Annotated in this window: 24 protein-coding genes and 1 pseudogene; 18 read left to right on the plus strand and 7 right to left on the minus strand. The window is 71.3% G+C overall.

The window, feature by feature from the left end; all coding sequences use genetic code 11:
* Nucleotides 1-163 precede the first annotated feature (163 nt).
* A complete protein-coding gene (locus ACH34Q_RS18255; RefSeq protein WP_395984146.1) occupies nucleotides 164-406 on the plus strand; it encodes a hypothetical protein in 243 nt (80 codons plus the stop codon).
* 42 nt (nucleotides 407-448) lie between these two features.
* Here ACH34Q_RS18255 and ACH34Q_RS18260 read toward each other — a convergent pair whose 3' ends face one another.
* Entirely contained in the window at nucleotides 449-796 is a 348-nt protein-coding gene (locus tag ACH34Q_RS18260; RefSeq protein WP_395984147.1) for a DUF1330 domain-containing protein, read from the minus strand.
* A 90-nt stretch (nucleotides 797-886) separates the two neighbouring features.
* Entirely contained in the window at nucleotides 887-1,255 is a 369-nt protein-coding gene (locus ACH34Q_RS18265) for a nuclear transport factor 2 family protein (protein ID WP_395984148.1), read from the minus strand.
* Nucleotides 1,256-1,614: 359 nt separating this feature from the next.
* On the opposite strand from ACH34Q_RS18265, the gene ACH34Q_RS18270 reads away from it, so the two are divergent.
* The gene (locus tag ACH34Q_RS18270) at nucleotides 1,615-2,547 is read left to right on the plus strand and encodes an alpha/beta fold hydrolase (protein WP_395984149.1); all 933 of its coding nucleotides are present in this window, start codon (nucleotides 1,615-1,617) and stop codon (nucleotides 2,545-2,547) included.
* Nucleotides 2,548-2,775: 228 nt separating this feature from the next.
* On the opposite strand, the gene ACH34Q_RS18275 is transcribed toward ACH34Q_RS18270, so the two are convergent.
* The 3 genes from ACH34Q_RS18275 to ACH34Q_RS18285 form a co-directional block, all read right to left on the minus strand.
* Entirely contained in the window at nucleotides 2,776-3,222 is a 447-nt protein-coding gene (locus tag ACH34Q_RS18275; RefSeq protein ID WP_395984150.1) for a nitroreductase family deazaflavin-dependent oxidoreductase, read from the minus strand.
* A gap of 647 nt (nucleotides 3,223-3,869) precedes the next feature.
* Nucleotides 3,870-4,742 carry an HAD family hydrolase gene (locus ACH34Q_RS18280; protein ID WP_395984151.1) on the minus strand — a complete coding sequence of 291 codons (873 nt, stop codon included), beginning with the start codon at nucleotides 4,740-4,742 and terminating at the stop codon, nucleotides 3,870-3,872.
* A 300-nt stretch (nucleotides 4,743-5,042) separates the two neighbouring features.
* Nucleotides 5,043-5,747 carry a sigma-70 family RNA polymerase sigma factor gene (locus ACH34Q_RS18285; protein WP_395984152.1) on the minus strand — a complete coding sequence of 235 codons (705 nt, stop codon included), beginning with the start codon at nucleotides 5,745-5,747 and terminating at the stop codon, nucleotides 5,043-5,045.
* Nucleotides 5,748-6,043: 296 nt separating this feature from the next.
* Here ACH34Q_RS18285 and ACH34Q_RS18290 point away from each other — a divergent pair, with 296 nt between their 5' ends.
* From ACH34Q_RS18290 to ACH34Q_RS18325, 8 genes and pseudogenes are all read left to right on the plus strand, one after another.
* Nucleotides 6,044-7,375, plus strand: a complete 1,332-nt coding sequence (locus ACH34Q_RS18290; protein WP_395984153.1) for a putative quinol monooxygenase — start codon at nucleotides 6,044-6,046, stop codon at nucleotides 7,373-7,375.
* Between the two features lie 23 nt (nucleotides 7,376-7,398).
* Entirely contained in the window at nucleotides 7,399-7,650 is a 252-nt protein-coding gene (locus ACH34Q_RS18295; protein WP_395984154.1) for a glutaredoxin family protein, read from the plus strand.
* A 406-nt stretch (nucleotides 7,651-8,056) separates the two neighbouring features.
* Nucleotides 8,057-8,797 carry a redox-sensing transcriptional repressor Rex gene (locus ACH34Q_RS18300; protein ID WP_395984155.1) on the plus strand — a complete coding sequence of 247 codons (741 nt, stop codon included), beginning with the start codon at nucleotides 8,057-8,059 and terminating at the stop codon, nucleotides 8,795-8,797.
* 211 nt (nucleotides 8,798-9,008) lie between these two features.
* Nucleotides 9,009-10,379: a glutamyl-tRNA reductase gene (locus ACH34Q_RS18305; protein WP_395984156.1), complete on the plus strand. Its 1,371-nt coding sequence runs from the start codon at nucleotides 9,009-9,011 to the stop codon at nucleotides 10,377-10,379.
* A 3-nt stretch (nucleotides 10,380-10,382) separates the two neighbouring features.
* The gene (gene hemC / locus ACH34Q_RS18310; protein ID WP_395984157.1) at nucleotides 10,383-11,288 is read left to right on the plus strand and encodes a hydroxymethylbilane synthase; all 906 of its coding nucleotides are present in this window, start codon (nucleotides 10,383-10,385) and stop codon (nucleotides 11,286-11,288) included.
* Between the two features lie 153 nt (nucleotides 11,289-11,441).
* Nucleotides 11,442-12,986, plus strand: a pseudogene (locus tag ACH34Q_RS18315) (uroporphyrinogen-III synthase); the annotation flags it as partial.
* Between the two features lie 79 nt (nucleotides 12,987-13,065).
* A complete protein-coding gene (gene hemB, locus ACH34Q_RS18320) occupies nucleotides 13,066-14,061 on the plus strand; it encodes a porphobilinogen synthase (protein WP_395984158.1) in 996 nt (331 codons plus the stop codon).
* 241 nt (nucleotides 14,062-14,302) lie between these two features.
* Nucleotides 14,303-14,950, plus strand: a complete 648-nt coding sequence (locus ACH34Q_RS18325) for a bifunctional DNA primase/polymerase (RefSeq protein WP_395984285.1) — start codon at nucleotides 14,303-14,305, stop codon at nucleotides 14,948-14,950.
* Between the two features lie 85 nt (nucleotides 14,951-15,035).
* Here the strand turns inward: ACH34Q_RS18325 and ACH34Q_RS18330 are convergent, their stop codons facing one another.
* Nucleotides 15,036-16,838, minus strand: coding sequence for a protein kinase (locus ACH34Q_RS18330; protein WP_395984159.1), 1,803 nt, complete (start codon nucleotides 16,836-16,838; stop codon nucleotides 15,036-15,038).
* 293 nt (nucleotides 16,839-17,131) lie between these two features.
* Here ACH34Q_RS18330 and hemL point away from each other — a divergent pair, with 293 nt between their 5' ends.
* Nucleotides 17,132-18,427, plus strand: a complete 1,296-nt coding sequence (gene hemL / locus ACH34Q_RS18335) for a glutamate-1-semialdehyde 2,1-aminomutase (protein ID WP_395984160.1) — start codon at nucleotides 17,132-17,134, stop codon at nucleotides 18,425-18,427.
* Between the two features lie 3 nt (nucleotides 18,428-18,430).
* On the opposite strand, the gene ACH34Q_RS18340 is transcribed toward hemL, so the two are convergent.
* Nucleotides 18,431-19,309, minus strand: a complete 879-nt coding sequence (locus ACH34Q_RS18340) for a dihydrodipicolinate synthase family protein (protein WP_395984161.1) — start codon at nucleotides 19,307-19,309, stop codon at nucleotides 18,431-18,433.
* Nucleotides 19,310-19,382: 73 nt separating this feature from the next.
* On the opposite strand from ACH34Q_RS18340, the gene ACH34Q_RS18345 reads away from it, so the two are divergent.
* The 7 genes from ACH34Q_RS18345 to ccsB are packed head-to-tail and all read left to right on the plus strand — an operon-like array spanning nucleotide 19,383 to nucleotide 25,984.
* Nucleotides 19,383-20,315: a LysR substrate-binding domain-containing protein gene (locus ACH34Q_RS18345; RefSeq protein WP_395984162.1), complete on the plus strand. Its 933-nt coding sequence runs from the start codon at nucleotides 19,383-19,385 to the stop codon at nucleotides 20,313-20,315.
* A gap of 37 nt (nucleotides 20,316-20,352) precedes the next feature.
* Complete coding sequence (locus ACH34Q_RS18350) at nucleotides 20,353-21,027, plus strand: hypothetical protein (RefSeq protein WP_395984163.1); 675 nt, start codon at nucleotides 20,353-20,355, stop codon at nucleotides 21,025-21,027.
* A gap of 29 nt (nucleotides 21,028-21,056) precedes the next feature.
* Nucleotides 21,057-21,695, plus strand: a complete 639-nt coding sequence (locus ACH34Q_RS18355; RefSeq protein ID WP_395984164.1) for a histidine phosphatase family protein — start codon at nucleotides 21,057-21,059, stop codon at nucleotides 21,693-21,695.
* Between the two features lie 58 nt (nucleotides 21,696-21,753).
* Nucleotides 21,754-22,344: a TlpA family protein disulfide reductase gene (locus ACH34Q_RS18360; protein ID WP_395984165.1), complete on the plus strand. Its 591-nt coding sequence runs from the start codon at nucleotides 21,754-21,756 to the stop codon at nucleotides 22,342-22,344.
* 41 nt (nucleotides 22,345-22,385) lie between these two features.
* The gene (locus ACH34Q_RS18365) at nucleotides 22,386-23,090 is read left to right on the plus strand and encodes a cytochrome c biogenesis CcdA family protein (protein ID WP_395984166.1); all 705 of its coding nucleotides are present in this window, start codon (nucleotides 22,386-22,388) and stop codon (nucleotides 23,088-23,090) included.
* Between the two features lie 3 nt (nucleotides 23,091-23,093).
* Entirely contained in the window at nucleotides 23,094-24,923 is a 1,830-nt protein-coding gene (locus ACH34Q_RS18370) for a cytochrome c biogenesis protein ResB (RefSeq protein ID WP_395984167.1), read from the plus strand.
* 5 nt (nucleotides 24,924-24,928) lie between these two features.
* Nucleotides 24,929-25,984: a c-type cytochrome biogenesis protein CcsB gene (gene ccsB / locus ACH34Q_RS18375; RefSeq protein ID WP_395984168.1), complete on the plus strand. Its 1,056-nt coding sequence runs from the start codon at nucleotides 24,929-24,931 to the stop codon at nucleotides 25,982-25,984.
* Nucleotides 25,985-25,995 lie beyond the last annotated feature (11 nt).

Here is a 25,995-nt window from a genome sequence, read left to right on the forward strand (position 1 = left end):
GGCGCTATCTGGTCAACAGGTGCTATCTGGTCAACAGGCGCTATCGGGGGAGCAGGCGCTTCCTGGGCAGCAGGTGCTGCCTGGACAGATACTCCCGGTCGACGTCGATGAGGTTTCGCCGGTCGAGTTGGGTCCCGGTGTCCTTGTACGAACACTCCCGGGCATGCCGGGGATCAGGACGTGGGTGATCGATCTCGCTCCGGGCGCCGAATGGCCGGACCTCGACGTCCATGAGACCTACGGCGAGGCGTACTACGTCGTGAGCGGCGAGATCATCGAGGGCGACCGCACCCACGGCCCGGGCACCTACGTCGCCTTCGGCCCGAAGACCAGCCACCGGCCCCGTTCAGAGACCGGTGCGCGCGCCTTCGGCTTCAACTACGACGTCACCGACTCCGAGGGCTAGACGTCACCGACTCTGAGGGCTGGACGTCACCGACTCCGAGGGCTACTCGGCGGGCAGCGCATCTCGCATCGCCTTGGCGGAGGTCGCCGGGTCGTAGTCCTCGGGGACGCCCTGGACCAGGATGATGTCGCCCTTGATGTTCCGCGAGCGCAGCGGTGCGATCTCCTGGTACGCGGGCGAGTCCCACCAGGCCCGCGCCTCGGCCATGCCGGGGAAGCCGATCATTACGACGTCCTCGGGCCAGTCGCCCTCCATCACCTCATGCGGCGTGGCGTGTACGAGGAAGCGACCGCCGTACGGCTCGAAGGTACCGGCGATGCGTTCGATGTACTCGGCGACCTCCGGGTGCGGGGCGGCGTCATGCAGGCGGGCGATCGCGTAGGCGGTCATGGTTCCTCCTGGTTGTTCTTGGGAGCTGTTCTTGGGAGTTGTTCCAAGGGCGACCGGGGCGGACCGGCCCAGCGGTCCGCCCCGAGGTGGTCAGGCGCCGGCCGGCACCTTGTCGAGGAAGCCGAGCACCTGGCTGATCCGCCCGTCGGCACCGATCTTCGCGACATCGAAGCCGATGACGACCGGCTCGGCGCCCTCGGGCCCCAGGTGCCAGGTGAACCGAGCGATGTCGTGGTGGGTGTCCACGGCGCCGCCGAGGCTGAAGACCAGCCCGCCGAACTGCCCCTGGACCGCCGCGATGGTGGCGTCGAGCCCGTCCCTGCCCTGAACGGAGACCAGCGGGTCGATGTACACCGCGTCGTCGGCGAAGACCTCCGCCAGAACGGCCTGCCGAGCGGCGGCGTCGGTCTCGTTCCAGGCGGCGAGGTAGCGCTGGACCAGCTCGTTCATGTCGCTCATGTCTTTCTCCTCCGTCGTCGTGCTCTCTTGTGACCACCAAATTAGGGAGCCTGGAACGACGAGGAATCTGACGTGCTTAAGTACTTCCGCCCACCCCTTCAGGTACCCGCCACTGCCCTCCGGGGCGAGGGCGGCGGGCATGAGATCGATCGTTCCGGCCCAGGCAACCGCCGATCCACGTCGCGCCGAGGCAGCCGACCACGTCGTGGCGTTCCAGCGGGTGCCGCCGAGTGCTGCCGTGTCCAAGTCGAGCGCGGTATCTGGAGGTACGTTCCTGATTGCAGGAGACTGAACGCTCAAGGCCGCCCGGGATCCTCTCCAGTGACCGCTCGGTCCTCTCCAGCGACGGGGTGTGAAGGATGCGTCATGCCGACTGGGGCGCGGTGTCCGCGCGGTGGGCCGGGATCCGTAGTGAGGAGATCGACGTCTGCGGCACCGGCGTCCACTACCTGAGCGCCGGCGCGGGCCGGGCGGGTCCGGTTCAGCTACTGGTCCATCCGATGGCGGGCAGCGCTTCGATGTGGCTGGACGTCATCGCGCCGCTGAGCGCGCTCGGGCCGGTCGTCGCGCCCGATCTGCCGGGAACGCTGTTCGGCCACACCGGCACGCCCCATCCCCGGGCGGCCAGGGCCGAGCCGAACGCGCGCTTCCTGCGGGCCTTCGCCGCCCGGCTGGGCATCCGGGACGCGGTCGTCCACGGCTGGTCCATGGGCGCGCTCGTGTCCGTGCTGTTCGCCGAGGCGGCGCCGGAACGGGTCGGGCGCCTTGTGCTGGCGGCCCCCGCGCTGCCCGGTCCATTGCCCGCCGACGAGGTGCTGTTCTGGCGCGTTCTGGGCAGGCCGCTGCTGGCCGCCGGACCACCGGTCGTACGGACCGTGCTGCGCCTGGCCGGTCGGCGGATGCTCGAACTCAAGGGGCGGATGTACGCCGACCCGGACAATTGGCGGGGGAGTATCGCCGGTGACCTGTCGGGGGTGTCGCCGGACATGGTCGCGCTGCTGGCCGGTGAACTGCGCGGCGCGCGGCCGCGGCGGCTCGGCGACGCCGTCACGGCCTTCGCCTCGGTGATGTCGGCGCTGTACGTCGATCGGCGCTCCATCGACCGGGCGATCGACGGAGCGCGCGCACCCGCGCTGGTCCTCTGGGGCGGACAGGACGGCCTGATCACCCGGGGCACCGTCGACGAACTGGTCGAACGCCGGCCCGACTGGGAGTTGTGCGTCTTCGAGACGGCCGGGCACCTGCTGCCGCTGGAAGCACCGGACGACTACGTCCGGGCCGTGGGCCGGTGAGTCGCCCCTCGGACTCCGGGACTTCCGGACTCCCGGACTCCCGGACTCCCGGACTCACTGAGCTTTACGGACGTGCGGGCCTGGCCGGAGTGCGGGCCTGGGTGGACGTGCGGGCCTGGGCCGGTGGGACGCGGCCCGCACGTACCCGAGTTCGCCCCGGCCCCTGTGGACTATCGAAGCCGGGGTGGCTTGTAGTGGCGTTTGTGCATGGGGACGAGCGAGATGCCGTCAGATGCGTTCCAGGACGACCACGGGGATGACGCGGCGGGTTCTGGCCTCGTAGGTGTGGTAAACGGGAGCCAGGTCGGTCATCAGTTTCCAGAGTCGCTCCCGTTCCGGCCCTGTGGCCGTGTGGGCGCGCACGGTGAACTTCTCCGCGAGTATCTGCACCTGGACCTCCGGATTGGCCGCCACGTTGAGATACCAGGCGGGATGGGTGTGGGTGATGGCAGAGCCCGAGGCCACCAGAACGTAGCGGTCGCCGTCCGCTCCGAAGAAAAGGCCGGTGCGGTAGAACTTGCCGGATTTACGGCCCTGATGGGTGAGGACAAGATTGGTCGACCCACCCTCCATGTATCCGCTCTGGCCATTGGTAGCGATATAGCGGCGAACGTGTTCCGCGACCGATGCATCGGGGCTGTCTGTCACTTCTTCGCGAGTATTGAGGTCTGACATTTCCGTTTCCCTTTCTGGGGTTGGAGGCCGCCGTCCCCGGTCGCGTCTTGGCCGGTACGGTGCGTTCTCCGGGACCGGGACCGGGGACGGCGGCCGTGCAGATCACGCCGCGGCGAGACCCTGCGCGAAACCGCCGTCGACCGGTAGTTCGACATTGGTGGTAAAGGTCGCGTCGGCGGCAAGTCCCTGATCGGCCATATCACTGGGCCATACTGCCTAGCCATATCGCCGGGGCATACTGCTCAGCCATATTGCTCGGCCATATCACTTAGCGATACTGCCCGTCGTACCCGCCGATTTCTGCTGACGCGTTTTCTGCTGACGAGGACGAGTCTGCGGGCCGGCGCTTGCGATCGGCTGATGGTCTGCTTGGGGTCGGCCGCTACCAGGCCCCGGTTACCTTGCGCCCATGCGTTTCGGGTACGGGCCCGGTGGCCGTCTGGTCGGACGGCGACGAGCCCGTGGCGCAGGCCAGGGGCCGAGACCTAGTGGTCCGTCGCTCGCCGGGCATCTGCTGCGGGTACTGCACGACGCGGTAGACGTCGGCGTGTTCGCGGCCCTGCCCGCGCCCGCTCGGCGGCGTGTGGCGCGATCTGCTCGGCCTCGTGGGCGACCCGGATCTCTGGGGCGCGCGGCGGCCCGAGGGGTCAGCTGCGGTAGTGCCTGCGGAGGGCTATTCCTGCGGCTACGCCTCCGGCCAGGGCGCCGGCGCCGGCGGCGGCGGGGAGGGCGACCATGGTGACCTTGCGGCCGGTACGGAAGTCGTGGATCGGCCAGCCGTTGTCCTTGGCGTGGTCGCGAAGGTCGGAGTCGGGGTTGACCGCGTGCGGGTTGCCGACGGCGGTGAGCATCGGGAGGTCGTTGACCGAGTCGCTGTACGCGGAGCAGCGCGAGAGGTCGAGGCCTTCGCGCTGCGCCAGGGCCCGTACCGCCTCGGACTTGGCGGGACCGTGCAGGAGGTTGCCGACCAGGCGGCCGGTGTAGACGCCGTCCTGGGTCTCGGCGACGGTGCCGAGGGCGCCGGTGAGGCCGAGGCGGCGGGCGATCGTACGGGCCACCTCGACGGGGGTGGCGGTGACGAGCCAGACCTGCTGGCCGGCGTCCAGGTGCTGGAGGGCGAGGGAGCGGGTGCCGTGCCAGATCCGGTCGGCCATCACCTCGTCGTAGATCTCCTCGCTGAGCTGGACGAGGTCGTCGATCTTCTGACCGGCCACGAAGGCGAGCGCGGCCTCGCGGGCGCTGTGGATGTGCTCGGTGTTCTCGGTGCCGCGGAAGCGGAACGCGGCCTGGCCCCAGGCGAACATCGCCAGGTCGCGCATGGTGAACAGCTTGCGCGAGGCGAGGCCGCGGGCGAAGTAGTAGATCGACGCGCCGCGCATCATCGTGTTGTCCACGTCGAAGAACGCCGCCGCCGTCGGGTCGGGTTCGGGGAGCGGGCTCGGTTCGGCGGCGGCGGCCGCGGCCACCTCGCCCGCGGTCACGTGATCTTCGGTCCGGTCACGTTGCCAGAATCGACGCATGCCCCCGACCTTAGTCAACCGGGCCGGTACGGCTCCTCCTCCGGACGGAATTGCGAGGGTCCTCACCTCGGCTGGTGGCCGCGGCCACCAGCCGTTCACGCAGTTCGGCGCGGAAGCCGGGATCGGGGGTGGTCCCCCGAATCCGGAGCCGCTCCAGTGACGCGGTCTTGATTGACGCGGTCTTGATCCGCCTCGTTCTCATGGCAGCCCCCCAGAGAATGCGGTCTCGTTCCGCAAAACGAGGGGTGGGCGCGCGGGTTACGGCCGCGCGAGTGAGAATCTCATCTCAGGTCGGGCAGCTCAGGTCGGGCAGCTGAGGTCGTCGGGGAGCATTCGGGCGAGCGACCGTACGGCGCGGTACTGCAGGGCCTTGATCGCCCCGGTCTTCCTGCCCATGATCAGTGCCGTCTCGGCGACCGAGAGGCCGTGCAGGAAGCGCAGCACCACGCATTCCTGCTGGTCCGAGCCCAGCAGGCGGACGGCTTCCAAGAGCGTCCGGTTGGTCATCGCGGTCAGGACCGCCTGCTCGGGGCCCTCCTGGGTACGGCCCGGCTCCAGGAGTTCGGCGGTGCAGATCTCCAGCCGGTAGCGGCCCGACTTGAAGTGGTCGGTGATCAGGTTGCGGGCGATGGTGACCAGCCAGGCGCCGAAGTCCTTGCCCTGCCAGCTGAACGTGGACATCCGCCGGAGCGCGCGCAGGAACGTCTCGCTGGTGAGGTCCTCGGCCAGGGGGTGGGCGCCGACCCGGTAGTAGACGTACCGGTAGACGAGGTCCACGTAGTGGTCGTACAGGAGGCCGAACGCCTCGGCGTCGCCGTCGCGGGCCCGCAGGACGAGGTCCTTCATCGGGACGGCCGGACTCGCGTCGGCCGGACTCGCCTCGGTCGAATCCGGGGCGCCCGGACCCGGGGCGCCCGGACTCGCGTCGGCCGGACTCGGGTCGGCCGGGCTCGGGAACGCCCGAGGAAGCGGTGCTGTTCGGACATCGAGGGTCAAGCTGCTCATGCAGTTCTCCTCGGGGCGTACGCGGCCTCCGGCGTGAAATGCCACTGTAGGTACTCACTACGACACGCGGCAATGGTGTCCACTGCGCAAACTGGGGCGCTGTGCCCGTTCACAGAGGTGGACTCTCGCCTCCACAGAGTCTCCGGCGGAGACTTCGGCAGAGACTTCGGGTCTCCGGCGGGGACTTCGGCAGAGTCTTCGGCCTAAGGCGGTTACCCGTCTCAGCCCCGCATCGGGCACCATGGGGCGCGATGGTCTCAGCACTTCTTGCGTTGCCGGCGACCCTGGGTGCCTTAGTGGCCACCGGGTTGCTCGTCATGCGCGCCTACAAGGACCGGCTGCTCTACCTGATCGCCTGGTCGACGACGCAGGTCGGACTGTCGCTGGCGCTGATCGGGATGACGCTCGGCTTCGTCATCGGCTTCAACGGCCCGCTGTTCCGGGTGATCCAGCTGGGCGCCGCGCTGCTCGCGCCGGTCTGGCTGGCACTGGGGATGATCGAGCTGATCGCCCGGTACGTCCAGGTGCGCTTCGGCGCCTGGCTGTTCGCGATCTCCTACACGGTCGTCGCGATGGTCATCATCATGGTCGACCCGGTGCGCGGCACGTTCAGCAAGACGCTGCCCAACCCGCGCGCGACGTACGACGCGCTGCCGCTGCTGCTGATCGACGGCGCGCACGTGCTGGCCGTCATCGCGCTGGTGGCGTGCCTGGCGGTGACCGCGGTGCTGGCGAGCAAGCAGGACCGCGAGTCCGCCGAGCTGCTGATCCCGATCGCCCTGGTCGCGCTGGCCGGAGTGCTGGTCGTCAGCGGTACGCGTGGCTTCCTGCCCGGCCCGCTGGCGGCGATCGCCCTCGCGGGCGCGGCGGGACTGGTCTGGTACGGCGGGATGCGCACGCTCCCGGTGTACGACGATGACGACTACGACGACGGCTATAACGACGGCTATGGCGATGGGCATGGCGATGGGTACCGAGACGACCCCGCCACCGGCTACGAAGAGCAGGGCTACAGCGAGCAGGGTTACGCCGAGCAGGGCTACAGCGCGCCGCGTCCGCCCGAGCCCAGGCCCGAGCCGCAGCAGCAGCGGGGCGGCAAGCACAGCGGTGGCCTGCGGTTCCCCGATCCCGCCCCGGAGGAGCCGGTCCGCTATCCGGACCAGCCCGCCGCGGCGACCGTGATGGACGACGTGCGCAAGCTCGTCCCGGAAGCGGCACCGGTGCCCCCGAGCATGCCGGCGGCACCGCCCGGCGGGGCCGACATGTCGGCGGGCTGCGGCCAGATCACCGTCTACACGCTCCTGGACGGCCGCGAGGAGGCGTTCGACCGGCTGGCCGAGGAACTGGTCCAGGCCGCCCGCGCCGCCGAGCCGGAGACGCTGATCTTCGCCTGCCACGAGGTGGTGAACGCGCCCACCCAGCGGATCTTCTACCGGCTGTTCCGGGACCAGGCCGGCTTCGCGGCGCACGAGCGGCAGGCGCACCTGCGCCGGTTCGCGGCCGAGTCCCGGACGCACGTGATCGCGACCAACGTGATCGACCTCAGGCTGGGCGCCGCCAAGCTGCCCCCGATGCGGCCCGGCCGCGGCGTACCGCAGGCGCCCGCGTCCGAGCGCCCGCTGCGGTGAGCCCGGTGGACGCGGTGAGCCCCGTGGACATCTTGATCACGCTGTACGGCAAGCCCGGCTGCCACCTGTGCGAGGAGGCCCGCGCGGTGATCGAGCGGGTGGCCGGCGACCTCGGCGTGCGCTGGGAGGAACGCGACATCACGCAGTCGGAGGAGGACACCCGGCTGTACTGGGAGCAGATCCCGGTCACCATGATCAACGGAGTCCAGCACGACTTCTGGCGGGTGGACGAGGACCGGCTCCGGAACGCCATCGCGGAACTGCGCGCGACCTGAGCGGTCTTACCCGGCTCGACCTCGGATCTCGGCCCAGCCCTCTTCTTCGGCAGAGAGCTCTTCTACGGCACAGCGGTTTTGGTCGGCGCAGCGGTTTTGGTCGACACAGCCTTGTTTCGCGGCAACTGGAATGTTCCGTCGATCACACCGGCTTCGCACGTGAGTCCCCTTCCCGGCCACTGCCGAACACCGCAAAGCCCCTGGTGGCCAGGGGTTCGGCGGGCGGCTGCGCGGATCCGGCGGAACGGCTTGACCGGGGGCGACTTTGTGCGCGTATTCACAAAGGCTTAACCTGACAGATACGCCCTGGGGGCCTCGACCGTGGCCGTCGCGGCCGGGTCTCGGCCGCACCGGGGCGAGGGGTTCTCGGGCCCCGCCCCCAGCGTCGAGCCCCGAAGAGCAGGCCGTGACACCTCGCCAGAACCGCAACCGCGATCGCGCCGAACGCGGCATCCCCGATGCCACGGTGGCGCGGCTGCCCATCTACCTGCGTGCCCTGCACAGCCTGCAGGACCGCGGCGTGGCCACCGTCTCGTCCGAGGAGCTCGCCGCCGCCGCCGGGGTCAACTCCGCCAAGCTCCGCAAGGACCTGTCCCATCTCGGCTCGTACGGCACCCGCGGGGTGGGGTACGAGGTCGAGTACCTCGTCTACCAGATCTCCCGTGAGCTGGGACTCACCCAGGATTGGGTGGTCGCCATCATCGGGCTCGGTAACCTGGGCCGGGCACTGGCCGGCTACGGCGGCTTCGCGTCCCGCGGCTTCCGGGTGGCGGGACTGCTGGACGCCGACGACGGCATCGTCGGGCAGGAGATCTCCGGGATGACGGTGGAGCACATCGACCGGCTGGAGGACCTCATCGCCGGGCACGGCGTGTCGATCGCCGTCATCGCCACTCCGGCCGGCGCCGCGCAGGGCGTGTGCGACCGGGTGGTCGCGGCCGGTGTGACGAGCGTGCTCAACTTCGCGCCCGTGGTCCTTTCGGTGCCCGAGGGCGTCGATGTGCGTAAAGTCGATCTGTCGATCGAACTGCAGATCCTCGCGTTCCACGAGCAGCGCAAGGCGGGCGGGCCGAACGACCACGTACCACTGCCGGGTGCCGCCGGAACCCCGGGCACGGAGCAGTACGTAGAGACGGTAGAGGCATGAGCGAGTCGGAGGCACGCGGCGCCGTCCGGGCCGAGCACCGCGGCGACCAGGGAAGGCGGTGCCTTCTCGGCGTGTTGGTGACGAGCGGGCGTCACAGCGGTCTTCTACGGCACAGCGGTCTTCTACGGCACAGCGGTCTTCTACGGCAGAGCGGCATGAGCGGGCGGCAGAGCGGCGGGATGAGCGGGATGAGCGGACGGGAATTCGCGCGATGAGCGTCTTGGTGGTGGGGCTCAGCCATCGGAGCGCTCCGGTGGCCCTGCTCGAGCGGGCGGCGATCACCGGGGACGACCTGGTCAAGCTGCTGCACGAGGTACACGACTGCGCGCACGTGGGCGAGGCGGCGATCGTGTCGACCTGCAACCGGGTCGAGATCTACGCCGTCGTCGACAAGTTCCACGGCGGCGTCTCGGCCATCTCCGAGCTGCTGGCCCGCCACTCGGGGATCACGCTCGACGAGCTGTCCCGCAACCTGTACGTGCACTACGAGGACCGGGCCATCCAGCACGCGTTCGCGGTGGCCTGCGGGCTCGACTCGATGGTCGTGGGCGAGGGGCAGATCCTCGGCCAGCTGCGGCAGGCGTTCCGGCTCGGCCAGGACGAGGGCACGCTGGGCCGCGAGCTGCACGACGTCCTGCAGCAGGCGCTGCGGGTCGGCAAGCGCGCCCACCACGAGACCGGGATCGACAAGGCCGGCGCCTCGCTGGTCAGCGTGGGCCTGGACGTGGCGGCGGCGCACCTTGGACCGCTTGAACGGGTCCGGGCGCTGGTCGTCGGGGCCGGTTCGATGAGCGGCCTGGCGGTCGCGACGCTGGCGCGGGCGGGGGCCCGCGAGATCGTGGTGGCCAACCGTACGTACGAGCGCGCGGTACGGCTCGCCGAGTCGGCGGGCGTGCCCGCGCGCGCGATCGAGCTGTCCGGCCTGGACGCCGAGCTGGCGGGCGCCGACCTGGTCATCTCCTGCACCGGAGCGGGACGGGTGCTGACCGTTCCGCAGCTGGAGGCCCAGGGCGTCGGGACCGACGGGCGGCGCCGGTTCTTTCTCGACCTGGCGCTGCCGCACGACATCGACCCGGGGGTACGGGACCTGCCCGGTGCCGTGCTGGCGGGGCTCGACGACCTGCGTACCGCCGAGGAGGCCGCCCACGCGATCGGCCCGGAGGCGATCGAGGCCGTCCGCCGGATCGTAGGCGACGAGGTGGCGGTGTTCCTGGGCGCGGCGCGTGCCGCGGCCGTGGCACCGACCGTCGTGGCGCTGCGCAGCAAGGCCGCCGAGGTCGTCGACGCTGAGCTGGCCCGGCTGTCCGGCCGGCTGCCCGAGCTGGACGACCGGGCCCGCAAGGAGATCACCCAGACCGTACGGCGCGTGGTGGACAAGCTGCTGCACGCGCCGACAGTACGGGTCAAGGAGCTGGCTTCGGCGCCGGGCGGCGACGCCTACGCGGACGCGCTGCGCGAGCTCTTCGACCTCGATCCCAAGGCCCCCGCGGCCGTGGCGCACGCTGACATGGCGCCGGACGATGCCCGTGCCGGGGAGACCCGAGCCGGGGAGACCACCGCTGGGGAGAACAGAGGAGCCTGAGCTGTGACCGCACTGAAGTTGGGGACGCGCAAGAGCCTGATGGCGACGACGCAGTCGCGTCTGGTCGCCGACGCGTTGACCCAGCGTACGGGGCATGCCGTGGAGCTGGTCGGGGTAACGACCGAGGGTGATGTCTCCAAGGCCCTGCTCGCCCAGATGGGGGGCACCGGCGTCTTCGTCAGTGCCCTGCGCGACCGGCTGCTGTCCGGTGAGGTGGACTTCGCCGTGCACTCGCTGAAGGACCTGCCGACCGGGCCCGCCGAGGGGATCGCGTTGGCCGCGACACCGCTGCGGGACGACCCGCGCGACGCGCTGTGCGGCCCCGCCAAGCTGGCCGACCTGCGCCGCGGCGCCAGGGTGGGCACCGGCTCGCCGCGCCGGGTGGCGCAGCTGAAGGCGCTGCGGCCCGATCTCGATGTGGTCCCGATCCGCGGCAACGCCGACACCCGGCTGGGCAAGGTGTCCGGCGGCGAGCTGGACGCGGTGGTGCTGGCGTACGCGGGGCTGACCCGGATCGGCCGGGTGGACGAGATCGCCGAGGTCTTCGACCCGGACCAGATGCTGCCCGCCCCTGGCCAGGGGGCGCTGGCGCTGGAGTGCCGCGCCGACCGCACCGACCTGGTCGAGCTGCTCGGCACCGTCGACGACCAGGCCACCCGCGCCGCCGTCACCGCCGAGCGCATGGTGCTCGCGGTGCTGGAGGCGGGATGCTCGGCGCCTGTGGGAGCATACGCTGCCGAGATAGATCAAAAGCTGCATCTTACGGCCGCCGTCGTCGGCTTCGACGGGAGCCGGCAGATCCGGTTGTCCGCCAGCGGCCACCCCGATGAGGCCGAGCGGATCGGACGCGGGCTCGCGACCGAACTGCTCGACCGGGGGGCCGACCAGTTGATGGGGGAGCGCGAGTGAGCCCCGCGAAGCAGTCCCAGACAGGGCAGTCCGAGACAGGGCGGTCCCAGGCCGGGCAGGCACAGGCCGGGCAGTCCCAGGCCGGGCAGAGAGCCGCCGAGACGAGGGCCGAACAGCCGGCCGACCGGGAGGAGCGTCCGGCCGGCGGCCGGGGTCGGCCGGGTCGCGCTCGTCGGGATGGGCCCGGGTGACCCGGGCCTGCTGACGCTGCGCGCCGCCGAGGCGCTCGGGCGCGCCGACACCGTCGTCGTCGACCGCGAGTCCTGCCACGCCGAGGTCCTGTCGCACTGCCGTCCGGACGTCGAGATCCTCGACACCGCCGAGGGCGACGCGGCCAAGCTGACCGGGCGGGCCGCCAAGTCGGGCCGGCGCGTCGTCCGGCTGTTCCAGGGCGACCCCGGGCTGGCCTGCAACCTGGCCGCCGAGGGCGCCGCGCTGGACAAGGCCGGCATCCCGTTCGAGGTGGTGCCGGGCGTGTCCGCCGTGACCGGTGTTCCCGGGTACGCGGGCATCCCGCTGACCGACGCCAAGCACCGCGAGGTGCGGGTGATCGACGCCGGCGACGGCGGGGTCGACTGGGAGAGGTTCTCCTCGCCCGACGCCACGCTGGTGATCCTGGGCGCCGAGAACGCCGTGGCGGAGGTCTGCAAGGGCCTGATGGCGGTGGGCCGTCCCGACACCACGCCGGCCGCGATGACGACCCTCGGCACGACCACCGAGCAGGAGACCGTGGTCTCCACGCTGCACCGGCTGGCCGCCGACACCAAGGGCATGGAGGTCCCGGCGCTGATCATCGTCGGGGACGTGGTCGGCTGGCGCGACCGGCTGTCGTGGTTCGAGACCAAGCCGCTGTTCGGCTGGCGGGTCCTGGTGCCGCGTACGAAGGAGCAGGCCGCCTCGCTGTCGGAGCAGCTGCGCGAGTACGGCGCCGTACCGGACGAGGTGCCCACCATCTCGGTCGAGCCGCCGCGTACCCCGCAGCAGATGGAACGGGCCGTGAAGGGCCTGGTCACCGGCCGGTTCGAGTGGGTCGTCTTCACCTCCACCAACGCGGTCAAGGCCGTCCGCGAGAAGTTCGACGACTACGGCCTGGACGCCCGCGCGTTCGCGGGGCTGAAGGTCGCGGCCGTCGGCGAGCAGACGGCGGCGGCGCTGGTGGAGTTCGGCGTCCAGCCCGATCTGATGCCGACCGGCCAGCAGTCCGGCGAGGGCCTGGTGGAGGTCTGGCCGCCGTACGACGAGGACCTCGACCCGATCAACCGGGTGCTGCTGCCGCGCGCCGACATCGCCACCGACACCCTCATCGCCGGGCTGACCGACCTGGGCTGGGAGTGCGAGGACGTCACCGCGTACCGCACCGTACGGGCCGCGCCGCCGCCCGCCCCGATCCGCGAGGCGATCAAGGGCGGCGGGTTCGACGCGGTGCTGTTCACCTCCTCGTCCACGGTCAAGAACCTGATCGGGATCGCCGGCAAGCCGCACAACGTGACGGTGATCGCCTGCATCGGGCCGCAGACCGCGCGGACCGCCGAGGAGTACGGGCTGCGGGTCGATGTGCTGGCCGACAAACCGTCGGTATCGGAGCTCGCCGAGGCCCTGGCGGAGTACGGTGCGAAGCGGCGGGCGGCCCAGGTCGAGGCGGGCGACCCGCTGCGCAAGCCGAGCCAGATGCGACGCGGGGCCCGCCGGCGCAAATAAGCAGGGCCCGCCGACGCAAAGAAGCGGGGTCCGCCGGCGCAAGTAAGCAGGGCCACGCACCGGTACCGAAAGAGGGATCATGCCTGCTCAGTTTCCCGTGGCGCGGCCCCGGCGGCTGCGGCGCACTCCGGCGCTGCGCCGCCTGGTCGCCGAGACCCGGCTCGCCCCGGCCGATCTGATCCTGCCGATGTTCGTCAAGGAGGGCATCGGCGAGCCGAACCCGATCGGCTCGATGCCGGGCGTGTACCAGCACACCCGCGACAGCCTGCGCAAGGCCGCGCACGACGCGGTCGAGGCGGGCGTCGGCGGGCTGATGCTGTTCGGGATCCCGGCGGTCAAGGACGGCGCCGGCTCGGGTGCCGACGACCCGGCCGGCGTGGTGCAGACCGCGCTGCGCGACCTGACCGCCGATCTGGGCGACGCGGCCGTGGTCATGACGGATCTGTGCCTGGACGAGTTCACCGATCACGGGCACTGCGGCATCCTCACCCCCGGCGGCGAGATCGACAACGACGCGACCCTGGAGCGGTACGCGTCGATCGCCATCGCGCAGGCGGCGGCGGGCGCGGCCGTGGTCGCGCCGAGCGGGATGATGGACGGCCAGGTCCGCGCGATCCGTACCGCACTGGACGGCGCGGGCTACCAGGACGTGGCGATCCTGGCCTACTCCGCCAAGTACTCCTCGGCCTACTACGGCCCGTTCCGCGAGGCCGCGGAGTGCGCGCCGCAGTTCGGTGACCGGTCCACCCACCAGCAGGACCCGGCCAACGCCGCCGAGTCGCTGCGTGAGGTGTTCCTGGACCTGGACGAGGGCGCGGACATGGTCATGGTCAAGCCGGCCGGGCCGTACCTCGACATCGTCCGCCAGGTCCGCGACTCGGTGGACGTGCCGGTCGCGGCGTACCAGGTCAGCGGCGAGTACGCGATGATCGAGGCGGCGGCGGCCAGCGGCTGGCTGGACCGCGATCGCACGATCATGGAGTCGCTCACCTCGATCCGCCGGGCCGGTGCCGACATCGTGCTGACCTACTGGGCCACCGAGGTGGCTCGCGCCCTGACCCGTACTCGGCCCTGACCCGTACTCAGCCCGGACTCGTACTCAGCACGGCTGAGCCCTTGCCCCGCAGGGGGACGCGCCGAAGTGATCTTCTTTGGTGATCACTTCGCGCTAGTCACTTAGAGTCGTTTTCCGGGGGGCGCCGTGCCCCGGCTTCCGGCGCACCGGCATCATCGTGTCCAAGAGCTCGTGTCCGTTCAGGAGCCGTTTCGGCCCTTGGCGGTCCAGCGGGCCGGCGTACAGCGACTGGGGGGCGATGATGCTGGCGGTCTCGGGGAACAAACGGCAACGGGCGGCCCGCGACCGGATGGCGGCGGCCGCCCGGTCCTATGCGGAGCTGGGCTGGCCCTGCGTACCGGGGGCGCATCCGCCCGCCGGCGGTGACCGAGCGTGCTCGTGCGACCGGCTCGGCTGTCCCGATCCCGCCGCGCATCCGGTGTCGGGGGCCTGGGCGCTGCATGCCAGCGTCGATCCCGAGCTGCTCGACCGCTGGTGGACCAAGTGGCCCGACGCCAACGTCATCCTGCCGACCGGCAGCGTCTTCGACGTCTTCGACGTACCGGCGGCGGCGGGCCAGGCGGCGCTGGCCCGGCTCGACCGCGAGGGCCTGCCGATCGGTCCGGTCGCGTCCGTGGGCGGCGAGCGCTACCTGTTCTTCGTCGCCACCCGTGGCGCCCCGGTCGACGAGGACGAGTGGTGGTCCTGCCATCTCGACTGCTCGCCCGAGAAGGTCGTCGAGACGCCCGGGATGCGGTGGCACTGCCGCGACAGTTACGTACTGGCGCCGCCCTCGGTGCTCCCGAACGGCCGTGAGGTGGCCTGGATCCGCTCGCCCGAGGGCCGGTCGCTCCCTGACCCGCTGCACCTCCTGGAGGTCCTCTCCGACAGCTGTGAGGCTGTGTCGTAGCGGCGCGGTGTCGTAGCGGCCCGCCCGGCCTTACGGTCGCTCGCCTGGCGGCTCGCGGTGCAGCGCGTGGCGTCAGGGAGTGGCGTCAGCGCGGGGTGCCAGGGGCGGTGATGGCGACCTTGCGCCCCCATCCGCTGTAGGTGGTCGAGACGGTCTGGGCATGGGCCTTGTCCGTCCCCTGGATCTTGAACCACAGGTGCACGGGACGGTTCGCGCGGTCGACCTTGAGGGCGAACGCGACCTTCTGGGCGCCCGTCGCCTGCGCGAGCTGCGCGTACAACGCTCCAACCGCCGGGACCTGCGCGAGGTCGCCGGTCGGCGCCGTCCCCCGGTAGACCCCGCCCGCCTCCTTGAACGTGTCGCTCGACCGCAGCAGTGCCGTGACGTTGGCGACGGTGCTGCTCCAGCGCGCGTGCGCGATCAGGCCAGGGAAGCCCGGGGCCTGCCCGTCGACCGGCGCCTGGGTCCACTTCTTGCCCACCATGATGTGGGCGGTCTCGCCCACGATCACGGCCCGGGTGGCGCGCCGGGTGTCGCCCGTGCCGGAGATCGTCATGTTGTACGAGGGGGAGCCTTCGGGCACCACCTTGAGCAGGCCCTTGCCGCTGGCCGCACCGCCGCAGCAGCCCGAGCGCCTGTAGGCGAACGAGGCGCCCGGTGTCCGCGCGGTCGCCTGGGTGATGCCGTCCGCCAGGGCGGCGGCGGCCGGGTCCGTGGGGTCGGGCGGGATGGCGGGCGTGGGCGTACCGCTGGTCGCGGGCGTGGCCGGGGCGGGGTCCCCGTCGCCGCCCAGGTACAGCGCGGCCCCTGCCGTGCCCCCGGCGATGAGCAGGACGGCCACGGCGGCGGCCGCGACGGCCTTGCCACGGCCACGCTCGGGCGCACTGGGGGAGGATGCCACCGGCGCCGGGCCCGCGACCGAGCCGGGGCCTGGGGGCGCGGGAGGCGGTGCCGGTGCGTGGTTCTTGGACGGCTTGGGTGCCTTCCCCGCCTTAGGGGCCTTGGCCGGTACGGGCTCGGGCCGCTGGGCGGTGTCGGCCGTCAGCTCGATGAGGCGGCCGCGTCCCTGCGCGAGCCAGGACGGCCCGTACGCGTCGACCGCGGCGTCCTCCACGGCGCCGAGGAAGTCGGCGGCCGAGGCGGGCCGTGCGGCCGGGTCCTTGGCCAGCCCCTGCCCGACCAGGCCGCGCAGCGGTTCGGGGATCGCCTCCAGCGGGATCGGGGCCTCGCGGTGCGCCTTGCCGATCGCCGACTGGTTGCGGCCGGTGTACGGCTGCGTCCCGGTCAGGCACTCGTAGAAGATCGCGGTGGCGGCGTACATGTCGGTGCCGCTGTTGGCGGGTGTGCCGCCGCCCCACAGCTCGGGCGCGGTGTACGCCGGCGCGGTCCGGGCCTCGGTGCCCACTGGGGCGAGCCCGAAGTCGACCAGCCGGCAGTTGCCGTCGTCGTCGAGCAGGATCTCCGACGGGCGCAGGGCGCCGTGCACGACGCCCTTGCCGTGCGCGGCCGCCAGCCCGAGCAGCGTCCCGCTGAGGATCGCCAGCGCGGCCAGCGGGCCGGTGGAGCCCTGCGTGGCGATCAGGCGCCGCAGGCCGAAGCCGTCGACGCGTTCCATCACGATGGCGGTGCCCTCGGGAGATTCCACCAGCTCGTAGAAGTCCACCACGTTGGGGTCCTCGAGCTGCGACAGGCTGCGGGCGATGCCGCGCAGCCTCGACAGGAACGCCTCGTCGACGTCCAGCCGCGGGTCGAGATACTTGATCGCGACCTTGGTCTGGGTGAGGTCGTCGAGGGCGAGCAGCACACGATTCGGCGTGCTGCCGCCGCCCAGCTCCTGGACGTGGGTGAATCCCGGGACCGTCCAGCCGTCAACCACGATGCGAGCCATCCCTCCGATACGGCCGGCGCCGGATACGAGTACCTACAGAACGCGTACGCGAACGGCACGGGCGCGAACAGACACGAGTGCGAACAGACACGAGTGCGAACAGACACGAGCGCGAACAGCACGAGCGCGAACGCACGAGCGCGAGCAGAACGAGTACGAACAGATGAGCGAGTACGAACCGACCTGAGCGGCGTCCTGGGAGACGCCGAGTTTTTTGTGTACTTGGTGGAATATCGGCCGCTTAGCGCCCTGGTCAAGGGCAGTCGCCAAACTGCAACTGTCAGACTGGACCGGTGACCGATTTCGAAGTCTCCCAGCAGCTGTTCAATAGGGCGAATCGGGTGGTTCCGGGTGGAGTGAACTCGCCGGTGCGGGCCTTCCGCGCGGTCGGCGGTACGCCGCCGTTCATGACCGCCGGGCGCGGGCCGTACCTCACCGACGCCGACGGCAACGAGTTCGTGGACCTGATCTGCTCCTGGGGCCCGATGATCCTGGGGCACGCCCATCCGGCCGTGGTCGAGGCCGTCCAGTCCGCCGCCGCGCGCGGCACCTCGTACGGCGCGCCGACCCCCGGCGAGGTGGAGCTGGCCGAGGAGATCACGGCCCGCGCCCCGGTCGAGAAGGTCCGGCTGGTCAACTCCGGTACCGAGGCCACGATGTCGGCGATCCGGCTGGCCCGCGGTTTCACCGGCCGTACCAAGATCGTGAAGTTCGCCGGCTGCTACCACGGCCATGTCGACGCGCTGCTGGCCGCCGCCGGCTCCGGGGTGGCCACGCTGGCGCTGCCCGACACTCCCGGCGTGACCGGTGCGACGACCGCCGACACGCTGGTGCTGCCGTACAACGACGTCGCCGCCGCCGAGGAGGTCTTCGCCGAGCACGGCCACGAGATCGCCTGCGTGATCACCGAGGCGGTGCCCTGCAACATGGGCGTGGTGCCGCCGCTGCCCGACTTCAACCGGCTGCTGAAGTCGCTGTGCGAGCGCACCGGCGCGCTGCTGATCATCGACGAGGTGCTCACCGGCTTCCGCGCCTCCGCCGCCGGCTGGTACGGGATCGAGGGCGTCGCCGGTGACCTGGTGACGTTCGGCAAGGTGATGGGCGGCGGGCTGCCGGCCGCGGCGTTCGGCGGCCGGGCCGAGATCATGGACCGGCTGGCACCGGCCGGGCCCGTCTACCAGGCCGGCACGCTGTCGGGTAACCCGCTGGCCACCGCCGCCGGTCTGGCCACGCTGCGCAACGCCACGCCCGAGGTGTACGAGGCGATCGACCGTTCGGCGGCGCTGGTCGGGCAGGCCGCGTCCGAGGCGCTGGCCAAGGAGGGCGTCGCGCACCGCCTGCAGACCGCCGGCAACCTGTTCTCGATCTTCTTCACCGACGAACCGGTCGGCGACTTCGCCGCCGCGCAGCGCCAGGACGGCAAGGCGTACGCCGCGTTCTTCCACGCGGCCCTGGAGCGCGGGGTCTACCTGCCTCCGTCGGCCTACGAGGTCTGGTTCCTGTCGGCGGCCCACGACGAGACGGCCCTGGAACGCATCACCGACGCCCTCCCGTACGCCGCCCGCGCCGCCGCTCAGGCCCAGGCCTAGGCGCTAGAGGACGGCGCGCAGGCTGGAGAGGGCCCGGGCCACGGGCTCGGGCCCTGGTGGCCGCAGGGGCGCCCGTACGGACGGGTCGTCGATCAGGCCGAGCTCCGCCAGCGCGGCCTTCAGCACGGCCGGTGCGGGCTCGCTGAAGAGCGCGTTCACCATCGGCAGGAGCGCGTTGTGGAACGCCAGCGCGCGCGCCGCGTTGCCCGTACGCGATGCCTCCGCCATCGCGGCGAACGCCTGGGGCGCGAGGCAGGCCGAGGCGGTGACCGCTCCGGCGGCACCCAGTTGCAGCATCGGGTAGATGTACGGGTCGTCCCCGCACAGGACGGACTTGCCCGCAGGGGCACCCGACAGCACGCCCAAGGCGTCGTGGTCGATCGCCCCAGGGCAGTACTTCATGCCCGCGACGCAGTCGAGCTCCAGTAGCCGCAGCACGGTCTCGACCGTGAGCCGCTTACCCGTCCGGTAGGGGATGTCGTACGGCAGCACCGGTACGTCCACGGCGGCGCCCACAGTGGCGAAGTGCTCGATGACGCCTTCGTCCGAGGGGCGCAGGTAGTACGGGACGACCACCAGCAGGGCGTCCGCCCAGCGCGCGCGCTCGCGGGCCTGCCGGACCGTGTCCTCGGTCCCCATCGATCCGGCACCGACCGTTAACGGTGTGCCGTGTTCCAGGGAGACTCCTCGGCAGACCTCCAGGACGGTCTGCTGCTCCGCCCCGTTCAGCAGCGCGCCCTCACCGGTGGTGGCGAGCGCGACCAGGCCCGCGGCGCCGCCTTCGAGGCAGTGCCGGGCGAGCCGTTCGAGCGACTTGACGTCGATCCCGCCGGCACCCGTGAACGGCGTGACCAGCGGGACATGGATTCCGTTCGGCCTCATGACTCGATGCTCGCCCCGGGAATGTTTTAGGACAATCTAGAACTCCTACCGAACACGCTTTAGAGTTACTAACATGCTGGATCTCGAACGGCTGCGGGCCCTGCACTCCGTGGCGACCTACGGCTCGGTGAGCGCCGCCGCCGACGTGCTGCACGTCACGACCTCCGCCGTCTCCCAGCAACTGGCCAAGCTGGAGCGGGAGACCGGCCAGAAGCTGCTCGAACGCAACGGCCGCGGCGTGCGGCTGACCGACGCCGCCGAGCTGCTGGTCGAGCACGCCGGCCGGATCCTGTCGCTGGTCGAGCAGGCCCAGTCCGACCTGGAGGCGCATCGCGGCTCGGTGGTCGGCCAGCTGTCGCTGGCGGCGTTCCCCACCGCGATCAGGGGGCTGATACCGGTCACGCTGCGCGGGCTCCGCGCCGACCATCCCGATCTGCGCGTCCTCGTCCGCGAGGAGGACCCGATGCGCAGCATGCCGCTGGTCGCCAGGGGCGATCTCGACATGGCCGTCGTCCAGGACTGGAACAACGAGCCGCTGCCGCTGCCCGAGGGCCTGCACAAGGGCATCATCTGCGACGACGTCGCCGACGTCGCGCTGCCGCCCGACCACCCGCTGGCCGGCCGGGACGAGGTCGACCTCAAGGAGCTGGCCGGCGACCCGTGGATCAGCTCCTCGCCCGACAGCATCTGCTGCGACTGGCTGCTGCGTACCCTGCGCTCGGTCGACGCCGAGCCCCGGATCGATCACATGGCCTACGAGTTCGCCACCCAGCTGTCCCTGGTCGGCGCCGGGCTGGGCAACGTGATCCTGCCCCGGATGGGCCGCTGCGACGTCCCCGCCGAGGTCCGCGTCGTACCGCTGCGCTCGCCGCTCAGTCGCCGGATCTACGCCGTGTGGCGCGAGGAGGCGGCCCGCCGCCCCGCCATCCGCGCCGCCGTGGACGCGCTCCGTACCGCCTCGGAAGCGCCCCCGCTGGAGCGCGCCATGGCGGCCGCCCACAGCTGAACGGGAGCCCCGGCTGATCGTCTGGAATCCTGGACGCATGACGCACGAGGTCCCCGGCCGGCACGAGGTCCCCGGCCAGCACGAACTGCCTGACCAGCACGAACTGCCTGACCAGCACGAGCTGGCCGTCTGGCGCGAGCCGGAGCCGATCACGGCGGATCAGGCCGCGGCCAAGGCGCGCGACCAGATCCCGCCGGACCCCTCCGTGGAGGCGTTCGCCCGCGACCTCGCCGCGGCGTTCCCGGATGCCGAGGCCGACCCGCACGGGTCCCGGTACGCCACCGTCCGGATGCCGCCCGAGCATGCCGACGAGATCTCCAACCAGGTGTACGCGCTGGCCAGGGAGCACGGGCTCATCTGCTTCGACCCGTACCGGCGGCTCGTCCACAACCTCTCGCCCACGGGCGCCCATCCCGAGACCCAGCTCCACACCGGCGACGGCATGATCGTGACCGATCCCGATCTCGGGCTCGTACGGGACGTCCTCGGACGGCTCTCGCCCCGGAACCCGTTCGCCGCCCTGGTCCTTTTCGGGCGGCATTTCCTCCAGGTTGCTCCTGAGCCTGGCGGGTACGAGCTGGAATACAAGGACAGCCCTGCCCGCAGGCTCTACCGCACCCACGTCGGCGATCTCGGCGAGGTCCGCCGGGCCTTCCAGGAGTACGCGACCGATGATCGGGCCTTCCTCGACCGGCATCGGTGGGAAGGGTGACCTGGCGGCGCGGGTAACCTGACGACGCGATGACTGACAAGACGATCGTTCACCTGCTGCGGCACGGTGAGGTGCACAATCCCGAGGGCGTCCTGTACGGCCGGCTGCCGGGTTACCGCCTGAGCGAGGACGGGGTCCTCATGGCCAAGGCGGCGGCCAGGTGGTTCGGCGACCGGGACATCGCCGCGCTGTTCTCCTCGCCGATGCAGCGGGCCGTGGAGACGGCCGCGCCGATGGCCGAGGCGTTCGACCTGCCGGTGACGGTGGACGACGGGCTGCTGGAGGCCGACAACCACTTCGAGGGCATGACCTTCGGCGTGGGCAAGGGCTCGCTGCGCCGCCCCGAGCACTGGCGCTACCTGGTCAACCCGTTCCGGCCGTCCTGGGGCGAGCCGTACAACGAGATCGCGGCGCGGATGCGCGCGGCGGTGATCCGGGCCCGCGACGCCGCGCGCGGCCACGAGGCGGTCTGCGTCAGCCACCAGCTGCCGATCTGGATCCTGCGCCTGCACGCCGAGCACCGCCGGCTCTGGCACCACCCGATCAAGCGCGAGTGCGGCCTGGCCAGCGTCACCAGCCTGGCGTTCGAGGGCACCCGCCTGGTCGAGGTCGCCTACTGCGAGCCCGCCTCCGGCATCGCCAGAGGCCCCAGTGTCGCGGGCGCCTGAGGCGCCCACTAGGTTAAGTACTACGTCTTGTAGTAGGAGGGTCCCGTTGAGCCCCCGTGTGTCACGCACCCGTGTGTCGCGTGCCCGTGCGATCGTCGGCGCCGTCGCGGTATCCGCGCTGGTCGCCGGCTGCGCCGGCAACACCGCGCAGAGCGGGCCCGGCGGCAGCGACAACCGCTTCATCGCGGGGGACGGCAACGTCCAGGAGATCAAGCCCGCCGACCGCAAGGGACCGCCCAAGGTCACCGGCACCACGTTGGACGGCAAGCAGCTGTCGCTGGCGGACTTCAGGGGCAAGGTCACGGTCGTCAACTTCTGGGCCTCCTGGTGCGCCCCCTGCCGCGGCGAGGCACCGTCCCTTGAGCAGGTCCACAACGAGACCAAGGCCAAGGGCGTCCAGTTCGTCGGCGTCGCCTTCAAGGACGGCAAGGAGAACGCCCAGGCCTTCGAGCGCAAGTTCAAGGTCACGTACCCGAGCCTGTTCGACGCCAGCGGCCAGATCACCCTCGCCTTCCGCGAGGTGCCGCCCAACGCGATCCCGACCACCCTGGTCCTCGACCGCGAGGGCCGCGTCGCCGCCCGCGTCATCGGCGCCACCACGTACTCCAAGCTGACCCCCCTCATCAACGACACCCTCGCCGGACGCTGATTCACGTGGATCCAGCCAGCACTGTCGTTAGCGGGTCGCTGTTGCTTGCGGCGCCGCTGGCGGCCTTGGCGGGGCTGGTCTCCTTCGTTTCGCCGTGCGTGCTGCCGCTGGTGCCGGGCTACCTGTCGTACGTGACGGGGATGTCGGGCGCGGATCTGGGCGAGCAGCGGCGCGGCCGGCTGCTGGCGGGCGCGGCGCTGTTCATCGCGGGCTTCACCGTGGTGTTCGTGACGGCCGGGCTGGCGTTCGGCGGGCTCGGACGGTGGCTGCTGGAGTACCAGGATCCGATCACGCGGGTGCTGGGTGCGCTGACGATCGTGTTCGGGCTGGCGTTCATGGGGTTCGTCCCGGGGCTGCAGCGGACGATGAAGTCGGGACGGCTGCCGGCCGCCGGGCTGGCCGGGGCGCCGCTGCTGGGCGTGCTGTTCGGGCTCGGCTGGACGCCGTGCATCGGGCCGACGCTGGCGGCGGTGCAGGCACTGTCGTTCACCGAGGCGAGCGCGGGGCGGGGCGCACTGCTGTCGCTGGCGTACTGTCTGGGGCTCGGCCTGCCGTTCGTCGTCACCGCGCTGGCGTACCGGCGGGCGCTCGGTGCCTTCGGCGCGGTGAAGCGGCACTACGCGCTGGTCATGCGGATCGGCGGGGGGATGCTCGTCGCCATCGGCGTGCTGCTGGTGACCGGGCTGTGGAGCGATCTGACGATCCAGTTGAAGTCGTGGATCAGCGGCTTCGAGATGGTGATTTGAGTGATGGCGAAGATTCCGGAGACCGATGTGCCGCCGGAGAACGAGGCGGCGACCAAGGCGGCGGGCACCGAGGCGGCGAGCGAGCCGGCGGGCACCGAGGCGGGCACCGAGGCGGGCACCGAGGCTGGGACTGAGGCACCGGCCGCGCGGCAGGCTCCCAAGGAGGTGCCGCGGACCAAGGGGATGGGCCCGCTGGGCTGGCTCCGGTGGGGCTGGCGGCAGCTCACCACGATGCGCACGGCGCTGATCCTGCTGTTCCTGGTGGCGCTGGGCGCGGTGCCCGGGTCGGTCCTGCCGCAGCGCGGGCAGGCCCCCGAGAAGGTCGCCGAGTACGTCGAGAAGCACGAGACGCTCGCCCCCTGGCTGGACCGGCTCTCGCTGTTCGACGTGTTCGCGGCGCCGTGGTTCGCGGCGATCTATCTGCTGCTGTTCGTGTCGCTGGCGGGCTGCGTGATCCCGCGCGCGTTCGTGCACTACAAGTCGATGCGCGCGCGCCCTCCCGCGGCGCCGCGCAACCTGCTCCGGCTGCCGCAGTCCGCCTCGTACGAGACGGATGCCTCGCCCGAGGAGGTGCTCGCGGAGGCCCGCAAGACGCTGCGCAAGCGCCGCTTCCGGGTCGACGCGGGCGACGGCGCGACCGGCCGAGTGCCCGGAGGGCGGTCGCGCGGCACTTCCGGGAGGTCTGGGGGGTCGTCCCCCCAGAGTGACTCGATCGCCTCGGAGAAGGGCTACCTGGGCGAGACCGGCAACCTGGTCTTCCACCTGGCGCTGCTGGCACTGCTGTTCGCGCTGGGGATGGGCAACTCCTTCGGCTACCGGGGCAACGTGCTGCTCACCGAGGGCAAGTCGTTCGCGAATGCGCTCGCGCAGTACGACCAGTTCGAGCCTGGACGGCAGTTCGACAGCGACGACCTGCCGCCGTTCTCGCTGTCGATGGACGACTTCACGGCCAAGTACCAGACCGACGGCCCGCAGCGCGGTCAGGCGACCGACTACCAGGCCAAGATGCGCTACCGGGAGACGCCGTCGTCCCCGGAGAAGCCGTACAACCTGCGGGTCAACCATCCGCTCGACGTGGGCGGCGCCAAGGTCTACCTGATCAACCACGGGTACGCGCCGGTGTTCACCGTCCGCGACGCGGAGGGGAACATCGCCTACAAGGACGCGGTGCCGTTCCTGCCGATGGACCAGCGCACCTACACGTCCGAGGGCGTCATCAAGGCCCCGGACGCGGCGCCCGAGCAGCTCGCGTTCTACGCCATCCTGTGGCCGACCGCGATGGCGGCCGAGGACGGCAAGCAGATCGTCTCCGCGTTCCCGGCCCCGGTCCGCCCGATGGTGAGCGTCTCCTCGTTCAAGGGCGACATCGGCCTGGACTCCGGCAACCCGCAGTCGGTCTACAAGCTCGAAGGCCTCGGCAAGACCCTGCACCCCATCAAGGACGGGCAGAAGCTGCTGGAGCCGGGGGAGTCGTTCACGCTTCCGGGCAACGCCGGGACCGTCACGTTCGACGGGCTGCGCGAGTGGACCGCGCTGACGGTCAACCACGACCCCGGCCGGGTGCCCGCGCTGGTCGCGGCCGTCCTGGCGATCATCGGGATCGTGGCCTCGTTCATGGTCCGGCGCCGCCGGGTGTGGGTCCGTGCGCGGGCCGGAGAGGGCGGGCGTACGGTGGTCGAGGTCGGGGGGCTCACGCTCGGGCACCCGACCCCGGAGTTCGACGAGATCGTGGCCGCGCTGCGCGGCCCGCAGGAGCCCGGGACCGGTGAACGGCCCGAGCAGCACGACGAGGCCGATTCCGCCGCCCCGTCGGCGACCGAAAATAAGGAGTGACGAGGGTGGGGACGACCGACCTCGCGAACTTGAGCGACAAGCTCATGCTGACGACCGTCGTGCTGTACATCATCGCCATGGTGGCGTACGCCGCCGATCTGGGCTTCGGCCGCCGCCGTGCCGCCACGACGGCGGACGCCGAGGCCGAGGCGAACACCGAGGCGAACACCGAGGCGAAGACCAAGGCGAACGCTGAAGCGAAGGCCGGCGCCAAGGTGCTCGTCGGCGCCGGTGCCTCGGCCAAGGCGGATGACGACGCCCCGGCCGGCGCGAAGCCGGACGAGATTACGGCCGGGAGTGACGAGCCCGCACGCCGCCAGATGGAATGGGGCCGGCTGGCGATCCTGCTGAACGTGGTCGGCTGGCTCGCGCACGGAGGCATGCTCACCACCCGCGGGATGGCCGCCGACCGCTGGCCGTGGGCGAACATGTACGAGTTCCTCACCGCCATCGCGTTCGCCGCCGTTACCGCCTACCTGGTGGTGCTGTGGCGCTTCAAGGCGCGCTTCCTCGGCGCGTTCGTCAGCCTTGCCGCGGTCGTCGCGCTCGGCGTGGCCAACATCTGGCTCTACAGCTCGATCGGCCCGGTCGTTCCGGCGCTCAACTCGTACTGGATCGCCATCCACGTCTCGGCCGCCATCATCGCGACCGGCGCGTTCACCGTCGGCGGTGCCTCGACGCTGCTCTACCTGTTCAAGGCCCGGCAGGAGGCCAAGGAGGCCGCCGGGGGCAGCAGCGCCCTGACGCACCTGCCCGGCGCCGACGCGCTCGACCGGCTGTCGCTGCGGGTCACGATGTTCGCGTTCCCGATCTGGACCGCCGCGATCATCATGGGCGCCATCTGGGCGGACGAGGCGTGGGGCCGGTACTGGGGCTGGGACCCCAAGGAGATCTGGTCGTTCGTCACCTGGATCGTGTACGCGGCGTACCTGCACGCCCGCGCCACGGCCGGCTGGAAGGGCCGCAAGGCCGCGATCCTGTCGCTGATCGGCTTCGCCGCGCTGATGTTCAACTTCTTCGGCGTGAACTACCTGTTCTCCGGCCTGCACTCGTACGCCTGACCAACTCGTAC

The organism is Actinomadura sp. 9N407 (genome assembly GCF_044326315.1).
Taxonomy (GTDB): Bacteria; Actinomycetota; Actinomycetes; order Streptosporangiales; family Streptosporangiaceae; genus Spirillospora.

What these genes read in the sequence shown, in the direction of transcription:
- ACH34Q_RS18370 (WP_395984167.1), top strand. Translation starts at nt 23,094, where the DNA reads ATGGCGAAGATTCCGGAGACCGATGTGCCGCCGGAGAACGAGGCGGCG.
- ACH34Q_RS18270 (WP_395984149.1), top strand. Translation starts at nt 1,615, where the DNA reads ATGCGTCATGCCGACTGGGGCGCGGTGTCCGCGCGGTGGGCCGGGATC.
- ACH34Q_RS18260 (WP_395984147.1), bottom strand. Translation starts at nt 796, where the DNA reads ATGACCGCCTACGCGATCGCCCGCCTGCATGACGCCGCCCCGCACCCG.
- ACH34Q_RS18340 (WP_395984161.1), bottom strand. Translation starts at nt 19,309, where the DNA reads ATGAGGCCGAACGGAATCCATGTCCCGCTGGTCACGCCGTTCACGGGT.
- ACH34Q_RS18350 (WP_395984163.1), top strand. Translation starts at nt 20,353, where the DNA reads ATGACGCACGAGGTCCCCGGCCGGCACGAGGTCCCCGGCCAGCACGAA.
- hemB (WP_395984158.1), top strand. Translation starts at nt 13,066, where the DNA reads ATGCCTGCTCAGTTTCCCGTGGCGCGGCCCCGGCGGCTGCGGCGCACT.
- ACH34Q_RS18330 (WP_395984159.1), bottom strand. Translation starts at nt 16,838, where the DNA reads ATGGCTCGCATCGTGGTTGACGGCTGGACGGTCCCGGGATTCACCCAC.
- ACH34Q_RS18265 (WP_395984148.1), bottom strand. Translation starts at nt 1,255, where the DNA reads ATGAGCGACATGAACGAGCTGGTCCAGCGCTACCTCGCCGCCTGGAAC.
- ACH34Q_RS18275 (WP_395984150.1), bottom strand. Translation starts at nt 3,222, where the DNA reads ATGTCAGACCTCAATACTCGCGAAGAAGTGACAGACAGCCCCGATGCA.
- ACH34Q_RS18255 (WP_395984146.1), top strand. Translation starts at nt 164, where the DNA reads ATGCCGGGGATCAGGACGTGGGTGATCGATCTCGCTCCGGGCGCCGAA.
- ACH34Q_RS18345 (WP_395984162.1), top strand. Translation starts at nt 19,383, where the DNA reads ATGCTGGATCTCGAACGGCTGCGGGCCCTGCACTCCGTGGCGACCTAC.
- ACH34Q_RS18285 (WP_395984152.1), bottom strand. Translation starts at nt 5,747, where the DNA reads ATGAGCAGCTTGACCCTCGATGTCCGAACAGCACCGCTTCCTCGGGCG.
- ACH34Q_RS18280 (WP_395984151.1), bottom strand. Translation starts at nt 4,742, where the DNA reads ATGCGTCGATTCTGGCAACGTGACCGGACCGAAGATCACGTGACCGCG.
- ACH34Q_RS18305 (WP_395984156.1), top strand. Translation starts at nt 9,009, where the DNA reads ATGAGCGTCTTGGTGGTGGGGCTCAGCCATCGGAGCGCTCCGGTGGCC.
- ACH34Q_RS18355 (WP_395984164.1), top strand. Translation starts at nt 21,057, where the DNA reads ATGACTGACAAGACGATCGTTCACCTGCTGCGGCACGGTGAGGTGCAC.
- ACH34Q_RS18325 (WP_395984285.1), top strand. Translation starts at nt 14,303, where the DNA reads ATGCTGGCGGTCTCGGGGAACAAACGGCAACGGGCGGCCCGCGACCGG.